The following is a 15,592-nucleotide window of genomic DNA, read 5'->3' as shown; positions in this document are numbered from 1 at the left end:
CTCCAATAAGGATTGTGTTTGATCGGCCAGACGGAATCTGTCTGGCAATCTGGTAAAACTACTCAAAGGAATACTCCTGACGAGGAGTATTCATATTACTGGCTGTGTTTCGGCACGCTGTTGAGTTCTCAAAGAACACGCGCTCATCATCACGATCCGCCACACGGCGACTCGATCCGAGGCTGTGTCGTACATAAGCTTGTGTTTGAAACTTCCGACGCCCTTGGCCTCTGAGCTCAGACGAGCTACCGGCTGGGTCTTCATCGTTTCGCGGTCACCCACTCTACCACACTCAGTGGAAGCTTGGTTCGTGACCCTCGTCGCGCTCCGTTCCGGTGTTCCCGGCCCGTTCCGCGCTGACATGGAGAAAGTTACACGCACGCCAACGCAGGGTCAAATCGGGGGCACCACCGTCACCCGCGGTTAAGAAACCGCAGGTCAACAGCCCCATACAGGACCCACGAACAAGCTATCGCAGCCCAGATCCCGACACACTGTGACCGCCGTCACGCGTAGAAAGATCGAAAGCCGCCGCCCCGATCGGGGACGACGGCCTTCGGAACGAGGAACCAGCAGGTCAGACGCGCACGTGCACGCCGGCGTTGTTGCGCTTGCCGCGACGCAGCACCAGCCACTCGCCGTGGAGCAGGTCGTCGACCGACGGCACCCACTCCTCGTCGGTGATCTTCACGTTGTTCACGTACGCGCCGCCCTCCTTCACCGTGCGCCGGGCGGATCCCCGGCTGTCGGCGAGACCGGTCACGACGAGCAGGTCGAGGATCGTCGGCGAGTCCGCCAGCCGCACCTCCCCGGTCGGGGCCTCTGCCAGCGCGTTCGCCAGCGTCCGGAGGTCGAGCTCGCGCAGGTCGCCCCGGCCGAACAGCGCTGCCGACGCGAGGATGACCTGCTGCGTCGCCTGCTCACCGTGCACCAGGTCGGTGAACTCCTGCGCGAGGCGCTTCTGCGCGGCCCGCAGGTGCGGTGCCTCCGCGGTCTGCTTCTCGAGCTCGTCCAGCTCCTCCCGCGAGAGGAACGTGAACAGGCGCAGGTAGTTCAGCACCGTCACGTCGTCGACGTTCACGAAGTACTGGTACCAGGCGTACGGCGAGGTCATCTCCGGGTCGAGCCACACGCGCCCGCCGCCGGTCGACTTCCCGAACTTGCGGCCCTCGGCGTCGGTGACCAGCGGCGCGGTGAGGGCGTGCACCTGCTTGCCCTCGACGCGGCGCACCAGGTCGACGCCGCTCACGATGTTGCCCCACTGGTCGGAGCCGCCGATCTGCAGCGCGGTGCCGTAGCGCCGGTTGAGCTCCAGGTAGTCGTTCGACTGCAGCAGCACGTAGCTGAACTCGGTGTACGACATGCCGTCGGTCTCGAGGCGGCGCTTCACCGTCTCGCGGGACAGCATGACGTTGACCGAGAAGTGCTTGCCGACATCGCGCAGGAACTCGAGCGCGCTGACCTGGGCGGTCCAGTTCAGGTTGTTCTCCACGACCGCGCCGGTGGGCGAGTCGTCGAAGTGCACGAACCGCTCCAGCTGGCCGCGGATCCGATCGGCCCACTCGGCGACGGTGTCGAGGGAGTTCAGCGTGCGCTCACCGGTGTCGCGCGGGTCGCCGATCATGCCCGTGGCACCGCCCGCCAGCACGATCGGCCGGTGACCCGCCATCTGGAAGCGCTTGAGCATCAGCAGCGGGACCAGGTTGCCGGCGTGCAGCGACGGCGCCGTCGGGTCGAAACCGCAATAGAGCGTGAGCGGGCCGGCGTCCAGGTCCTTCCGGAGTGCTTCGAGGTCGGTGGACGTCGCGATCAGGCCGCGCCAGGACAGTTCGTCAAGGATGTGCTCGCTCACGGCACTCATTGTCGCCTACCTGGTCCAACAGGTTTCGACGTGGTGCGTGTACGGGTACGCACGTGGACATGACGGATCCACGTGATGCGGAGTTACGGCGGCCGACGGAACACATGCCGCGCGTGAACGAACCGCACATGCCGCGGGTGAACGAGCCGGTGGTCGAAGAGGTCGTCGAACGCGACGCGGACTACCGCAAGGTGCGGACGGTGCGGACCGTCTGCGCGATCATCGACGTCGTGTGCTGGGTGTTCGCCATCGTGTTGTTGGTGCACATCTTCCTGGTGATCGCCGGTGCGAACGCCGGCAACGGGTTCTTCCAGTTCGTGGCCGGGTGGGCGGACGGCATCACGCTCGGCCTGGACGGCCTGTTCACGCCGGACAACGCCGCGGTGGCGACACTGCTCAACGAGGGCCTGGCCGCGATCCTGTGGCTGGTCATCGGTGCCTTGCTCACCAACCTGATCACGCGTATCGCGCTGCCCTCCGGTTACCGGCGGGCCTGGTACCGCAGGACGGTCAGGCCGTAAAGAATGGCGGGGTGGCCGAGTACGAGTTCGACGTCGCCCTGTCCTGCGCCGGGGAGGACCACGACCAGGTCCTCCCCGTTGTCGCGCTGCTGAAGTCGGCGGGTGTCGAGGTCTTCCACAGCCCGGAGCGCCAGACCGAGATGTGGGGGCTCGACCTGGTCGAGTACTTCTCGGAGGCGTTCAGCCGGCGTGCCAGGTACGTGCTGCTCTTCAGCTCGAAGCACTACGTCGACAAGTGGTCGAGGCTGCAGAGCCGGACCGCCCTGGGCCAGGCGCTGGAGCAGCACACGGAGTACGTGCTGCCGATCCGGCTCGACGACACGCCGGTCCCCGGTCTCTCCCCGCACGTCGGTTACCTGGACCTGCGCCTGCACTCCCCGAAGACGATCGCCGACGCCGTGGTGCAGAAGCTCGCCCAGCACCGCGCCGAGTTCACGCCCTCGACCCCGATCACACCCCAGTCGGTGGCCGCGCTGGCACGGGAGAAGCCGCGCGGCTGGGAGTACCTGCTCTACGTGACCGTTGTGGCACAAGGGCTTTCCGCGTTGGAGCAGAAGTACTGGGAGCATTTCCTGCGGTACGCGCCGCGCAACGGGACGGTCGAGCACGGCAGCGGGATCACGCTGATCCGGGACCGGAACGTGCTGCTGGGCGAGATCATCAAGGTCGCGGTGGACACGGTCTTCACGGCGGACACGCAGGAGGCGGCGTTCGGCAGGCCCGGCGTACCGGGCGACCCCGACCGGATCGTGCACCTCGGTGAGCTGTTCGTGCGGACGTTCGACGAGATCCTCGAGTGGGCGCGCGGCATCCACGGCACCAGCTACGCCGAGGAGAACGCACGGGCAGCGGCGCGCGTTCAGGCGCAGTTCGCCGACCAGCAGCTGCAGGCGATGCACGGCGTTGCCCAGGACCTGCGCGAGGTGGCGGACACGCTGGTGGAACGGTTGACGGCCGGCGAGCAGATCAACATGACCGTGCCGCTGGTGTTCGAGGTGGATCCGGCGCTGGAGCGGGAGTTCAAGGTCGCGCTGGACAGGCTGTCACGCTGATCCGGTGCAAGATGGCCGCGTGCACGAGTACGAGTTCGACGTCGCCCCCTCGTTCGCCGGGGAAGACCGTGATCATGTGTTGCCCGTCGTGCGGCGGCTGGAGGAGCTCGGCGTCAAGGTCTTCTACGATGAGGACCGGGTGGCCGAGCTGTGGGGCGTGAACCTCGTCGACCACCTGCCTGAGGTGTACGGCAAGAAGGTTCGGTACGTGCTGCTGTTCGCATCGAAGCATTACGTCGAGAAGAAGTGGACCAGGGTCGAGCGCCAGGCGGCACAGGCACGCGCCCTGGATAAGGCAGAGGAGTACCTGCTTCCTATCCGCATCGACGACACTGAAGTGCCCGGCCTACCGCCGACCATCGCGTACCTCGATCTGCAAAAACACGGCACCGATGTAATAGCAGCGGCTGTGGTGAAGAAGCTCGGACGTCATTCCCCGGCTCAACCGGAACTCATCACCAAAGCTCCGCGCACCGCGGACGAGGTCAAGTCGCTGCTGGCGGCACGGCCACCGGCGTGGCCATACCTGCTGTTCGCCGGCATCCTCTTCCAGGGCGTCAACGCGCTCGAACCGAAGTTCCGGGATCACGTCAGTGGATACGCGCCACGCAACGGTGCCGTCCTAGACGTGCTCAGCCTCGACCCGTTCAGGCACCGCCACGCCATGCTGGCCGAGATCACCGACTCAGCGGAGCGGATCCTCTCCCCGGAGAAGCGGCTCAGGACCTTCGGCGAACCGGGCGACACGAACAACCTGAACCCGGACGAGGTCATCCACACCGCCCAACGGCTGGTGGAGTTGTACGGGGAGCTGCTCGACTGGGCGCGGGACGTCCGCGGCACCACTTACCTCTACGACGAGGTCCGGCGCGTCGCCAGCCTGCAGGCCCGCTACGCAGATGGCCCCGTCACCGCGATCCGCAAACTCGCCGCCGACTTCCTGATGCTCGCCGACACGTTGGTCGAGCGTGTCAGCGCGGGCGAGAACGTCACGTACGAATTCATGCTGAGCTTCACGATCGACCCAAACCTCAGCCTCGCTCTGGACGACGCGATCGAGCAGGTCAAGCGATCACGCTGAGCGGGGGCGCCGCTTCCCGCCGCGCTTGTACGTCGACACCGCGGGCGAGTCGATCCAGAACCGCCACGGCACGTCCATCGCCACGGCGACGCCGACGCGCGGTCCCGAGAACACCTCGGTCACCGGCTCCCCCGCGTACAGACGGACCGGCGAGTCGGCGGAGGTGAGGTCGACGCCGTTCTGCGAGCGGTCCAGCCCGAGGACCTTGCACAACCGCGCGGGGCCCTTGGCCAGTTCGGCGGCGGAACGGGACGCGGGGCGGCGGGAGAACGCGATGTCCTCGCCGGAGACGACTTCGCCCGCACGCAGCAGCACGGCGCCGGGGACGCCGTCGGTCAGCGAGACGACGTTGGCGCAGAAGTGCATGCCGTAGACGAAGTAGACGTACAGGTGGCCGGCGGGTCCGAACATCACCTCGTTGCGCGGGGTCTTGCCGCGGTAGCAGTGCGACGCCGGGTCGTCGCCGCCCCGGTACGCCTCCACCTCGACGATGCGCACCCGCACGTCGCCGGCTTCCAGGAACGAGCCGAGGAGGAGCCGGGACGCGTCGACGGGGTCGACGGCCAGCTCCTCCTCGGTCAGCAGCCTAGAACTCACGCGCGGAGGCGGCCTTCGCGACGAGAGCGTCGAGCTGTTCACGGACGCGAGAGGGCGCCGTGCCGCCGTGGGCGTTGCGGGACGCGATAGAGCCCTCGACCGTCAGCACGGATCGCACCTCGGGGGTCAGCGACGGCGAGATCGCGGCGAACTCCTCGTCGGTCAGGTCCTCCAGGCCGACGCCGCGGTTCTCCGCCGCGCGCACGCACGCACCGGCGGCCTCGTGCGCCACGCGGAACGGGACGCCCTGGCGCACCAGCCATTCCGCGATGTCCGTGGCCAGCGTGAACCCGGCGGGAGCCAGCGAGGCCATCCGGTCCACGTCGAACTTCAACGTCGCCACCATGCCGGCGAACGCGGGCAGCAGGAGCTCCAGCTGCTCGACCGAGTCGAACAGCGGCTCCTTGTCCTCCTGCAGGTCGCGGTTGTACGCGAGCGGCTGGGCCTTCAGCGTCGCGAGCAGGCCGGCCAGGTTGCCGATCAGGCGGCCGGACTTGCCGCGCGCGAGCTCCGCGACGTCCGGGTTCTTCTTCTGCGGCATGATCGAGCTGCCGGTGGACCACGCGTCGTCGAGCACCGCGAAACGGAACTCCGCGGTGGTCCAGATGATGACCTCCTCGGCGACCCGCGAGAGGTTCACGCTGATCATGGCCAGCACGAACGCGATCTCGGCGGCGAAGTCGCGGGAGGCGGTGCCGTCGATCGAGTTCTCGACCGGCGCGTAGAAGCCCAGGTCGGCGGCCACCTTCGCGGGGTCGAGGCCGAGCGACGAGCCGGCCAACGCACCCGAGCCGTACGGGGAGAACCCGGCGCGCTTGTCCCAGTCGTGCAGGCGGTCGACGTCACGGAGCAACGCGTGCGCGTGGGCCAAGAGATGGTGCGACAACAACACGGGCTGCGCGGACTGCAGGTGCGTGCGTCCGGGCATCACGGCGCCGAAGTGCGTCTCGGACTGCGTGGCGAGCGCGTCGACGACGTCCAGCACACCGGCGGCAACGCGACGGGCCGCGTCGCGCAGCCACATGCGGAACAGCGTCGCCACCTGGTCGTTGCGGGACCGGCCGGCGCGCAGCTTGCCGCCCAGGTCGGTGCCGGCGCGGTCGATCAGGCCGCGCTCCAGGGCCGTGTGGACGTCCTCGTCCTCCAGCACCGGGGTGAACGCGCCGGACTCGACGTCGGCGAGCAGCTCGTCCAACGCCTTCTGCATGCCGGCCAGCTCGTCGTCCGTCAGCAGACCGGCCGCGTGCAGCACACGGGCGTGCGCGCGCGAACCGGCGATGTCGTACGGCGCCAGCCGCCAGTCGAAGTGCGTCGACAGCGACAAGCGCGCCATCGCCTCGGCCGGTCCCGACTCGAACCGGCCACCCCACAAAGAACTCATCAGACGCAACTTTCAGCTAGCGAAGTCGTAGAGCGATTCTTCCGAACGGGCGATGAGCCCGACGACGCGCCCCTCGTACAGCGCGACGTCGACCTCCCCGGACCCCGACGGCAGTGCCATCCGCGCGACCCTGACCGCGACCGAGCCCAGGCTGGAGCGGACCACGCCGCCGCGGAAGTTGATCTCGCGGACGGCCTCGGCGACGGAGACGGTCTCGCCGTCCACCGCCACCACCACGCCCGCGTCGAACGTCAGGACCGCGTGCACCGGGTCATTCATCGACCGAACCCGAGGCCAGCGCGGCGATCCGGTCGGCGAGCTCGGCACCGGTCATCGGCTCGCGGGCCACGACGAGGATCGTGTCGTCGCCCGCGATCGTGCCGACGACCTCGTGCAACGCGGCCCGGTCGAGTGCGGAGGCCAGGAACTGCGCCGCGCCGGGCGGGGTGCGCAGGACGGCGAGGTTCGCCGAGGAGTCCGTGGACACCAGCAGCTCGCCGAGCACGCGCGCGAGCCGCGTGGTGCCGCCCTGGACGCCGCGGACGGGGCTGCCGTCCTCGGGGATCACGTAGATCGGCGCGCCGCCGTCGGGACCGCGCAGCTTCACGGCGCCGAGCTCGTCCAGGTCGCGCGACAACGTGGCCTGGGTGACCTCGATGCCCTCCGCGGCGAGGAGCTTCGCGAGCTCGGACTGGCTGCGGATGACGAGCTGGCTGACCATCTCGACGATGCGGCCCTGACGCGCGGTGCGGGTCATGACGACTGCTCCAGCAACCACACGAGGAGCGCCTTCTGCGCGTGCAGCCGGTTCTCGGCCTCCTGCCACACGAGCGACTGCGGGCCGTCGAGCACGTCGTCGGTGATCTCCCAGCCGCGGTGGGCGGGCAGGCAGTGCAGGACCGTCGAGTCGGGCTTGCCCGTCGCCGCCAGCAGAGAGGCGTTCACCTGGTACGGGCGGAACGGGCCGACGCGGTCCTTGCCGTCGTTCTCCTGTCCCATCGACGTCCACGTGTCGGTGACCAGCACGTCCGAACCGTCGACGGAAGCCAGCGGGTCGCTGATCAACGCCACCGACCCGCCGGTCTCGGCGGCGCGCTTCTTGGCGTCCTCCAGGAACTGCGGGTTCGGCACGAACCCGGCGGGCGCGCCGACGCGGACGTGCATGCCGGCCGTGGCGCCGCCCAGCAGCAGCGAGTGCGCCATGTTGTTGGCGCCGTCGCCCAGGTACGTGAGCGTCAGTCCAGCGAGCTTGCCGTAACGGCGGCGGATCGTCTGCAGGTCCGCGAGCACCTGGCACGGGTGGAACTCGTCGGTCAGCGCGTTGACGACCGGGACGCGCGACACGGACGCCATCGCGTCGATGCGGGCCTGTGCGAACGTCCGCCACACCACGGCGTCGACGTACCCGGACAGGATCCGGGAGGTGTCCTCGATCGTCTCCTCGCGACCCAGCTGCATCGACCGGCCGTCGATGATCACCGGGTTGCCGCCGAGCTGGGCGATGCCGACCTCGAACGACAGGCGGGTGCGCGTCGAGTTCTTCTCGAAGATCACGGCGACGGACTTGGGGCCCGCCAGCGGCTTCGCGCTGAACCGGTCCGCCTTGTAGGAGTCCGCGAGGTCGAGGACGGCCGACTGCTCGTCGGTGTCGAGGCTGTCGTCGCGGAGGAAGTGCCGGGGGCTCATGCCTGCTCCTCGAAGAAGGTGGGGAGCGCGGCGACGAAGGCCTGCGCGTCGGAGGTCTCCAGCACGAGCGGCGGGGCGAGCCGCAGCACGTCGGGCTGGATCGGGTTGATCAGGTAACCGGCCTTCTGCGCGGCCGCCGCGGCCTTCGCCGAGACCGCCTCGCGCAGCGTGATGCCGAGCAGCAGGCCGGCTCCCCGAACTCCGGAGATCGCGGGGTGGTGCAACGCCTCCACACCCGCGGCGATCTCCTTGCCCACGGACGAGGCGTGCTCCAGCAGGCCTTCCGAGGCGATCGTGTCCAGCACGGCGAGACCGGCGGCGCAGCACACCGGGTTGCCGCCGTAGGTCGTGCCGTGGTGGCCCGGCTTGAACAGCTCGGCCGCCGCGCCGAAGCCGATGGTGGCGCCGAGCGGCAGGCCGCCGCCGATGCCCTTGGCGAGGGTGATGACGTCCGGCACGATCCCGGCCTGCTGGAACGCGAACCACGTGCCGAGGCGGCCGACGCCGGTCTGCACCTCGTCGAGGATCAGCAGCGCGCCGTGCTCGGCGGTGATGCGGCGAGCCTCCTGCAGGTAGCCGGCCGGAGGCACGACAACGCCCTGCTCGCCCTGGATCGGCTCGACGACGAACGCCGCCGTCTCGTCGTCGATCGCGGCTTCGAGCGCCGCCACGTCACCGAACGGGATGTGCGAGACGCCCGGCACGAGCGGTGCGAACGGCGCGCGCTTGGGCTCCTGGCCGGTCAGCGTGAGCGCGCCCATCGTGCGGCCGTGGAACCCGCCGATCGTGGACACGACCTTGGTGCGGCCGGTGAGGCGCGCCATCTTCAGCGCCGCCTCGTTGGCCTCGGCGCCGGAGTTGCAGAAGAAGACCTTGCCGGGCTCGCCCGCGATGTCCAGCAGGCGTTCGGCGAGCTTCAAAGCGGGCTCGTTGACGTAGAGGTTGCCGGTGTGGCCGAGCTTAGCGATCTGCGTCGAGACCGCCTCGACGATCGCCGGGTGGGCGTGGCCGAGCGCGTTGACGGCGAGGCCCGTGAGCAGGTCGACGTACCGGTTGCCGTCGGCGTCCCAGACGTGCGCGCCCTCACCGCGTTCGAGCTGCAGCGTCGGCGTGCCGTAGTTGTCCATCATGGACTGCTGCCAGCGAGTGGTCATCCTTTGTCCCCCAACACCATCGTGCCCACGCCTTCGGAGGTGAACACTTCGAGCAGAACGCTGTGCGCGAGCCGGCCGTCGATCACGTGCGCCTGCGGAACCCCACCGCGCACCGCGCGCAGGCAGGCCTCCATCTTCGGCACCATGCCGCTTTCGAGGTCCGGCAGGATCTTCTCCAGCTCGGCGGCCCGGATCTGGTCCACCAGCGACGACTTGTCGGGCCAGTTCGAGTAGAGGCCTTCGACGTCTGTGAGCACGACGAGCTTCTCCGCGCCGAGAGCGACCGCGAGAGCGCCGGCCGCCGTGTCCGCGTTGACGTTGTGCGGTACGCCGTGCACGTCCGGCGCGACCGACGACACGACCGGGATGCGGCCGGCGCGCACGATGTCGAGCACCGCGTCCGGGTTGACCTCGGTGATGTCGCCGACGAGGCCGATGTCGACCTCCTCGCCGTCGACCAGGGCCCCGCGGCGGGTGGCCGTGAACAGGTGCGCGTCCTCGCCGGAGATGCCGACGGCGTACGGGCCGTGCTGGTTGATCAGGCCGACGAGCTCACGCCCGACCTGGCCGACCAGGACCATCCGCACGACGTCCATGGCCTCGGGCGTGGTGACGCGCAGGCCGCCGCGGAACTCGCTGTGGATGCCGAGCCGGTCCAGCATCGACTTGATCTGCGGGCCGCCGCCGTGCACCACGACCGGGCGCAGGCCGCACAGCCGCAGGAACACCATGTCCTCGGCGAACGCCTTCTTCAGCTCGTCGTCGACCATGGCGTTGCCGCCGTACTTGACGACCACCAAAGCGCCGCGGAAGCGTTCGAGCCACGGCAGTGCTTCGACGAGGACCGCGGCCTTCTCTTGTGCGTTCATGAGGAGTACGCGCTGTTCTCTTCGACGTAGTCGTGGGACAGGTCCGTGGTGAGCACGGTGGCTTCGGCGTCACCGACGTTGAGGTCGATGACGATCTCGACGTCACGCCCGCTCAGGTCGGCCTCGGACCGGTCGCGGTCACGGGTTCCGTTGCGGTACAACGACACCCCGTTGATCAGGATCTGCAGCACGTCCGGGTCGATCTCGGCGTCGGCGCGGCCCAGTGCCATCGCGATGCGGCCCCAGTTCGGGTCGCTGCCGAACAACGCGGTCTTCACCAGGTTGTCCTCGGCGACCGTCCGTCCGATGTGGACGGCCTCGGCCTCGGTAGCGGCCTGCTTGACCGTGATGCTGATTTCCTTCGTCACGCCCTCGGCATCGCCCTGCAGTTGCTTGACGAGGTCACCCGCGACCTCCGTCAGCAACGCGGTGAAGTCGTCGAACGACGGCTCGACGCCCGAGGCACCGGACGCCAGGACCAGCACGGTGTCGTTGGTGGACGTGCCGCCGTCGACGTCGAGGCGGTCGAACGTGCGCGAGGTGGCGAGGCGCAACGCCTGGTCGAGCTGCTCGCCGGAGATCTTGGCGTCGGTGGTGATGACCGACAGCATCGTGGCGAGGTTGGGGGCGAGCATGCCCGCGCCCTTCACGAACCCGCCGACGGACCAGCCCTGCTCGGACGCCTTCCACGACTGCTTCGGGCGGCTGTCGGTGGTCATCACGCCGGTGGCGGCGTTGAGGCCCGCCTGTTCCGTGGAATCCAGCTCCTTCGCCACGTTCTCGACACCGGCGAGGATCTTGTCCATCGGCAGGCGCTCGCCGATGAGGCCGGTGGAGCACACCGCGACGTCGACGGCGCCGGTGCCGAGCACCTCGGCGACCTTCTCGGCCGTGGTGTGGGTGTCCTGGAAGCCCTCGGGGCCGGTGCACGCGTTGGCGCCGCCGGAGTTGAGCACGACCGCGGTGAGGCGGTGCGACTGGACCACCTGCTGCGACCACAGCACCGGCGCGGCCTTCACCTTGTTCGTGGTGAAGACGCCCGCGGCGGCGTCGGACGGCCCGTCGTTGACGACGAGCGTGAGGTCCAGCGCGCCGGATTCCTTGATCCCGGCGGCGATCCCGGCGGCCCGGAAGCCCTTCGGTCCGGTGACGCCCTTGGTGCGGTTCACGGAGCTACTCCAACGGTCGAGAGGCCGGACGTTTCCGGCAGGCCGAGAGCGAGGTTCATGCACTGGACGGCGGCACCCGCGGTGCCCTTGGCCAGGTTGTCGACGGCGGCCACGACCACGAGCCGGCCCAGGTCCTCGTCGACGGTGACTTGCAGCTGGACGGCGTTCGAACCGAGAACCGCGTTCGTCGTCGGCCAGAAACCCTCGGGCAGCAGGTGCACGAACGGCTCGTCCGCGTACGCCTTCTCGTAGGCCTCGCGAACGTTTGCGCCCTCTCGCAGCTGAGCCGTGCAGGTGGCGAGGATGCCCCGCGACATCGGCGCGAGCACCGGCGTGAAGCTGACCTTGATCCGGCGGCCGGCGGCGGCGCTCAGGTTCTGGGTGATCTCCGGCGTGTGCCGGTGGGCGCCACCGACGCCGTACGCGCTGGCCGAGCCCATGACCTCGGACCCGAGCAGGTTCGTCTTGAGCGACTTGCCTGCGCCCGACGTGCCGGACACGGCGACGATGACGACCTCGTCCTCGATCAGGCCGACGGCCGGGGCGAGCGCGAGCGACGAGACCGTCGGGTAGCAGCCGGGGACGGCGACGCGGCGGGCGCCGACGAGCCTGTCCCGCTGGCCGGGCAGCTCCGGGAGCCCGTACGGCCAGGAACCCGCGTGCTCACCGCCGTACCAGCGCGTCCAGTCGTCGGCGCTGGTCAGGCGGTGGTCGGCGCCGCAGTCGACGACGACCGCGCTGTCACCGAGCTGCTCGGCGATGGCGGCGGAGTGGCCGTGCGGAAGTGCGAGGAAGACCACGTCGTGCCCTGCGAGGGTCTCGGCTGTGGTGTCTTGTAGACGGCGGTCCGCGAGCGGCAGGAGGTGCGGCTGGTGCTTGAGCAACAGGTCCCCGGCGCTGCTGTTCGCCGTCAGCGCGCCGATCTCGACGTCCGGATGTCCCAGTAGCAGGCGGAGCAGCTCGCCACCCGCGTACCCGCTGGCGCCCGCGACCGCGATCCTCACTGTCATGCGCATGATTATGCACGGTCATGCAAACCCACTCAACAGACTGTGGCCACCTGTCCACCTGATCGAGCCACCTGGCGCTGGGGTCCCGCACCGCGGTCGACCATGATGATCAGCGTGAACGTCAAGGTGCGCGACTGGCTGTGGATGGCGAGCGCCTTCCTGCTGGCCCTCGTGACGCTGGTGGCACCGCTGGGCAGGCCCGGTCAGTGGTGGCTGGTGGTGGGCTCCGCGGTGTGGGCGGCCGCGCTGGTGCCGGTGAGCGGGCGCTGGCCGATGTGGGCGATCGTGCTCACCGCTCCCCTGAACGCGGTCAACAACCTGCTCGCGCTCGCCCCCACGTCGCTCGTGATCTTCCGCGCGGCCCGGTCCGTGCGGTCGCAGGGCCGGTTGTGGGCGTTGATCGGCGTCACCGCGGTGCTGCAGGCGGGGTTCGGCGGCCTGTACGCGTGGCGCGCGGGCGACAGCGCGACCGAGTACGTCCTCGGCACGGCGTTCACCGTCGTGTTCCTGCTGGTCTTCCCCGCTGTGTCCGGCGGGCTCATCGGGCGCCGCAAGCCGTTGACGCAGGTCCTGATGGAGCGCAACGACTACCTGGAGCACACGCGGGTGCTGACCGCGAACACCGCGAGGTCGGCGACGCGCGCCCACATCGCGAGCGAGATGCACGACATGCTCAGCCACCGTCTGCGGCAGCTGACCGCACACGCCGCCACGCTGGAGCAGTCCGCCGCCGAACAGGCTCCTGAGCTGCGCGAACAGGTCGAGCTGATCCGCAAGACGTCCGCCGTGGCGATGGAGGAACTGCGCGAGATCCTCGGCGTGCTCGGCACGTCCTCCGACGCACACGAGGACGCCGGAACGCGCACGGACGTCGAACGGCTCGTGGCCGCGTCTACTGCTGCGGGAGTGTCCGTCGTCTTGCAATGGTCAGGCGACGATCTGTCCGATGCCGACGCACGGCTGCGGAGAGCAGTGCATCGGGTCGTGCGTGAAGCACTCACGAACGTGCACAAGCACGCGCCGTCGGCACGAACGCGTGTCTCGGTGCTGGTCGCCGAACGCGTGCGCGTCGAGGTGGTCAACGGCCCGAGCGGCGAGCCGAGGGGCGGCGGCACCCGGCGCGGCCTGATCGGCCTGGAGGAACGGGTCGAGCTGATCGGCGGGACGTTCCAGGCCGTCCGGTACGCGGGCGGGTTCCGGGTCGCGGCCGACCTCCCGCTGCACCCGGTGGTGCAGGAGGAGACGGGCGCGGCGGGTGCCGTCGTCGAGGCACCTCCCCCGATCACGGCCGAGATCCTGACCGTGCCACGGGTGGTCGGCGGCGGCTGCCTCGCCACCCTCGCGGTCGTTCCGGCGCTCGGCACGGCGTTCGTGCTGCTCATCGTCGCGGTCTTCGGCCGGGGCGAGATGAGCCGGCAGGAGTTCACCGACCTGCGCGTCTCCGTGGTGCACGAGGAGGAGATCACCGAGACCTACGGGTTCGGCGTGGCCACCGACAACGCGGGCTGCTCCCGCTACCACGCGCGCGACTCGGACGACATCGACTTCGAGCTCTGCTTCGACGAGTACGGCGTGCTGGACGACAAGAGGGAGCTGGCCCGGTGAGGTTCGTCTGGCCCGCACTCGCCCTGCTCGTGGGCCTGGTGCCGTTGGTCGCTCCCCTGGCCCCGGTCCCCCACCCCGCGCTGACGGTCATGACGGCGCTGTGGATCGCGGCCCTGGTCTGGCTGGCACCGCGCAAGCCGGTGTGGGCCCTGCTGCTCACCGCCCCGCTCTTCGCGGTCAACAACCTCTGGGCCCAGGCCGTCACGACGTTCGTGGTCTTCACCGCATGCCGCCGCATCACGCCCCTGGGCAGGCTCTGGGCACTGCTGGGCGTCATGACCGTGCTGCAGGGCGCCTTCAGCCAGTTCCAGGAGAGCTACCGGAACATGCCGCTCTGGGAGTCGCTCTTCGGAGCGGTCATCAGCGCGGTGTTCTTCGTGCTGTTCCCCGCCGTCTCGGGCATGCTGCTGGGCCGCCGCAAACCGATGGTCCGCCTGCTCCAGGAACGCAACGAGTACCTGGAACGCGCCCGAGCCCTGACCGCGGCCTCCGCCCGCTCCGAGGAACGCGCCCACATCGCCGGCGAGATGCACGACATGCTCGGCCACCGCCTGAGCCTGATCTCCATACACGCGGGCGCCCTGGAGCTGGCCACCGCGACCAAGGCCCCGCAACTGCACGACCAGGCCGAGCTGATCCGCACCACGTCCTCCCTCGCGATGGCCGAACTGCGCGAGATCCTCGGCGTCCTGCGCACCAACCCCGAACCCGAGTCGCTCGACGAGGACACCGGCACCCGCTCCGACATCACCGCACTGGTCGAGAGCTCGATGAAGGCCGGCCTGACCGTCTCCCTCGACTGGTCGGGCGACGACCTGCACAACGCCGACCCGAGAACCCGCCGAGCCGTCCACCGAGTGGTCCGCGAAGCCCTCACCAACGTCCACAAACACGCCCCCACCGCCCGAGCACGGGTGCAGGTGGCCGTCCAAGCCGGCCGCGCACGAATCCAGGTGCTCAACGGCCCTTCCTCAGCCCCACCGGGCAAGGGCACCCGCCGAGGTCTGATCGGCCTGGAGGAACGCGTGGGCCTGCTCGGCGGCTCGTTCACCGCAGGCCACCCCACCGAAGGCGGCTTCCGGGTAGCAGCGGACGTCCCCCTGCACCCGGCAGCGCAGTCCGAACAATCCGCAACAGAGGTCGCCGAGGTCCCACCACCACTGGCAGCCGAGATCCTGACCGTCCCGCGCGTGGTGGGCGGCGGCTGCCTGGGCCTGCTGGCAACGCTGCCGATCGCGGGCACGCTGATCGCGCTGCTGATCTTCGCACTCTCCAACCCGACCCAGATGAACGCGCCGTACTTCGACTCGCTCCGCGTGGGCGTCACGGACGAGGACGACGTCATGGACCAGTTCGGCGTCGGACAGCTGGGCGTGGACGGCTGCTCGCGCTTCCGCACCTCGCACAACCCGGAACTGCTCTACAAGCTTTGTTTCCGCGAGGGCAAGCTCACCTCGAAGGAGCAGGAACAGGAACGCCCCTAGCACCGGCACGCCAACGGCGAAGCCAAGGCCCCAAGCGATGCCGAAGGTGAGCCGTGCAGACCTGACGCCGATGGGCAGCGATGAACCCAGTCTTTCGTCCGAGGTGCACGACCACGCTGGAA

15 protein-coding genes are annotated in these 15,592 nt (G+C 69.3%); 5 read left to right on the top strand and 10 right to left on the bottom strand.

Annotation, left to right across the window (positions count from 1 at the left end; genetic code table 11):
- Positions 1–577: 577 nt before the first annotated feature.
- Positions 578–1,852: a tyrosine--tRNA ligase gene (gene tyrS / locus ACFWV3_RS34325; protein ID WP_382417549.1), complete on the bottom strand. Its 1,275-nt coding sequence runs from the start codon at positions 1,850–1,852 to the stop codon at positions 578–580.
- A 113-nt stretch (positions 1,853–1,965) separates the two neighbouring features.
- Here tyrS and ACFWV3_RS34320 point away from each other — a divergent pair, with 113 nt between their 5' ends.
- From ACFWV3_RS34320 to ACFWV3_RS34310, 3 genes are read left to right on the top strand one after another with little or no spacing between them, the layout of a single operon-like run.
- Positions 1,966–2,382 carry a hypothetical protein gene (locus ACFWV3_RS34320; RefSeq protein WP_382417547.1) on the top strand — a complete coding sequence of 139 codons (417 nt, stop codon included), beginning with the start codon at positions 1,966–1,968 and terminating at the stop codon, positions 2,380–2,382.
- Positions 2,383–2,393: 11 nt separating this feature from the next.
- Positions 2,394–3,434, top strand: a complete 1,041-nt coding sequence (locus tag ACFWV3_RS34315) for a toll/interleukin-1 receptor domain-containing protein (RefSeq protein ID WP_382417545.1) — start codon at positions 2,394–2,396, stop codon at positions 3,432–3,434.
- A gap of 19 nt (positions 3,435–3,453) precedes the next feature.
- Positions 3,454–4,515 carry a toll/interleukin-1 receptor domain-containing protein gene (locus ACFWV3_RS34310; RefSeq protein ID WP_382417543.1) on the top strand — a complete coding sequence of 354 codons (1,062 nt, stop codon included), beginning with the start codon at positions 3,454–3,456 and terminating at the stop codon, positions 4,513–4,515.
- On the opposite strand, the gene ACFWV3_RS34305 is transcribed toward ACFWV3_RS34310, so the two are convergent.
- Genes ACFWV3_RS34305 through argC form a run of 9 tightly spaced genes read right to left on the bottom strand, consistent with a single transcriptional unit; the run spans position 4,507 to position 12,381 of the window.
- Complete coding sequence (locus ACFWV3_RS34305; protein WP_382417541.1) at positions 4,507–5,112, bottom strand: DNA-3-methyladenine glycosylase; 606 nt, start codon at positions 5,110–5,112, stop codon at positions 4,507–4,509. The genes ACFWV3_RS34310 and ACFWV3_RS34305 overlap by 9 nt on opposite strands.
- Positions 5,102–6,493: an argininosuccinate lyase gene (argH, locus tag ACFWV3_RS34300; RefSeq protein WP_382417539.1), complete on the bottom strand. Its 1,392-nt coding sequence runs from the start codon at positions 6,491–6,493 to the stop codon at positions 5,102–5,104. The genes ACFWV3_RS34305 and argH overlap by 11 nt, the downstream gene beginning before the upstream one ends.
- 12 nt (positions 6,494–6,505) lie before the next feature.
- Positions 6,506–6,772, bottom strand: a complete 267-nt coding sequence (locus ACFWV3_RS34295) for an argininosuccinate synthase (RefSeq protein ID WP_382417537.1) — start codon at positions 6,770–6,772, stop codon at positions 6,506–6,508.
- Positions 6,765–7,250, bottom strand: a complete 486-nt coding sequence (locus ACFWV3_RS34290) for an arginine repressor (protein WP_382417535.1) — start codon at positions 7,248–7,250, stop codon at positions 6,765–6,767. Before ACFWV3_RS34290 ends, ACFWV3_RS34295 begins: the two co-directional genes overlap by 8 nt.
- Positions 7,247–8,179, bottom strand: a complete 933-nt coding sequence (argF, locus tag ACFWV3_RS34285) for an ornithine carbamoyltransferase (protein WP_382417534.1) — start codon at positions 8,177–8,179, stop codon at positions 7,247–7,249. The genes ACFWV3_RS34290 and argF overlap by 4 nt, the downstream gene beginning before the upstream one ends.
- Positions 8,176–9,333, bottom strand: coding sequence for an acetylornithine transaminase (locus ACFWV3_RS34280; protein WP_382417532.1), 1,158 nt, complete (start codon positions 9,331–9,333; stop codon positions 8,176–8,178). Before ACFWV3_RS34280 ends, argF begins: the two co-directional genes overlap by 4 nt.
- Positions 9,330–10,202, bottom strand: a complete 873-nt coding sequence (gene argB, locus ACFWV3_RS34275; RefSeq protein WP_382417530.1) for an acetylglutamate kinase — start codon at positions 10,200–10,202, stop codon at positions 9,330–9,332. The genes ACFWV3_RS34280 and argB overlap by 4 nt, the downstream gene beginning before the upstream one ends.
- Positions 10,199–11,371, bottom strand: coding sequence for a bifunctional glutamate N-acetyltransferase/amino-acid acetyltransferase ArgJ (argJ, locus tag ACFWV3_RS34270; protein ID WP_382417528.1), 1,173 nt, complete (start codon positions 11,369–11,371; stop codon positions 10,199–10,201). Before argJ ends, argB begins: the two co-directional genes overlap by 4 nt.
- Positions 11,368–12,381 carry an N-acetyl-gamma-glutamyl-phosphate reductase gene (gene argC / locus ACFWV3_RS34265; protein WP_382417526.1) on the bottom strand — a complete coding sequence of 338 codons (1,014 nt, stop codon included), beginning with the start codon at positions 12,379–12,381 and terminating at the stop codon, positions 11,368–11,370. Before argC ends, argJ begins: the two co-directional genes overlap by 4 nt.
- A 114-nt stretch (positions 12,382–12,495) precedes the next feature.
- Here argC and ACFWV3_RS34260 point away from each other — a divergent pair, with 114 nt between their 5' ends.
- A complete protein-coding gene (locus ACFWV3_RS34260; RefSeq protein WP_382417525.1) occupies positions 12,496–13,986 on the top strand; it encodes a sensor histidine kinase in 1,491 nt (496 codons plus the stop codon).
- A complete protein-coding gene (locus ACFWV3_RS34255; RefSeq protein ID WP_382417523.1) occupies positions 13,983–15,470 on the top strand; it encodes a sensor histidine kinase in 1,488 nt (495 codons plus the stop codon). The genes ACFWV3_RS34260 and ACFWV3_RS34255 overlap by 4 nt, the downstream gene beginning before the upstream one ends.
- The last annotated feature ends 122 nt before the right edge of the window (positions 15,471–15,592 follow it).

The organism is Lentzea sp. NPDC059081 (assembly GCF_042738015.1).
GTDB lineage: Bacteria > Actinomycetota > Actinomycetes > Mycobacteriales > Pseudonocardiaceae > Lentzea.
This window is presented reverse-complemented; position numbering and strand designations above follow the sequence as displayed.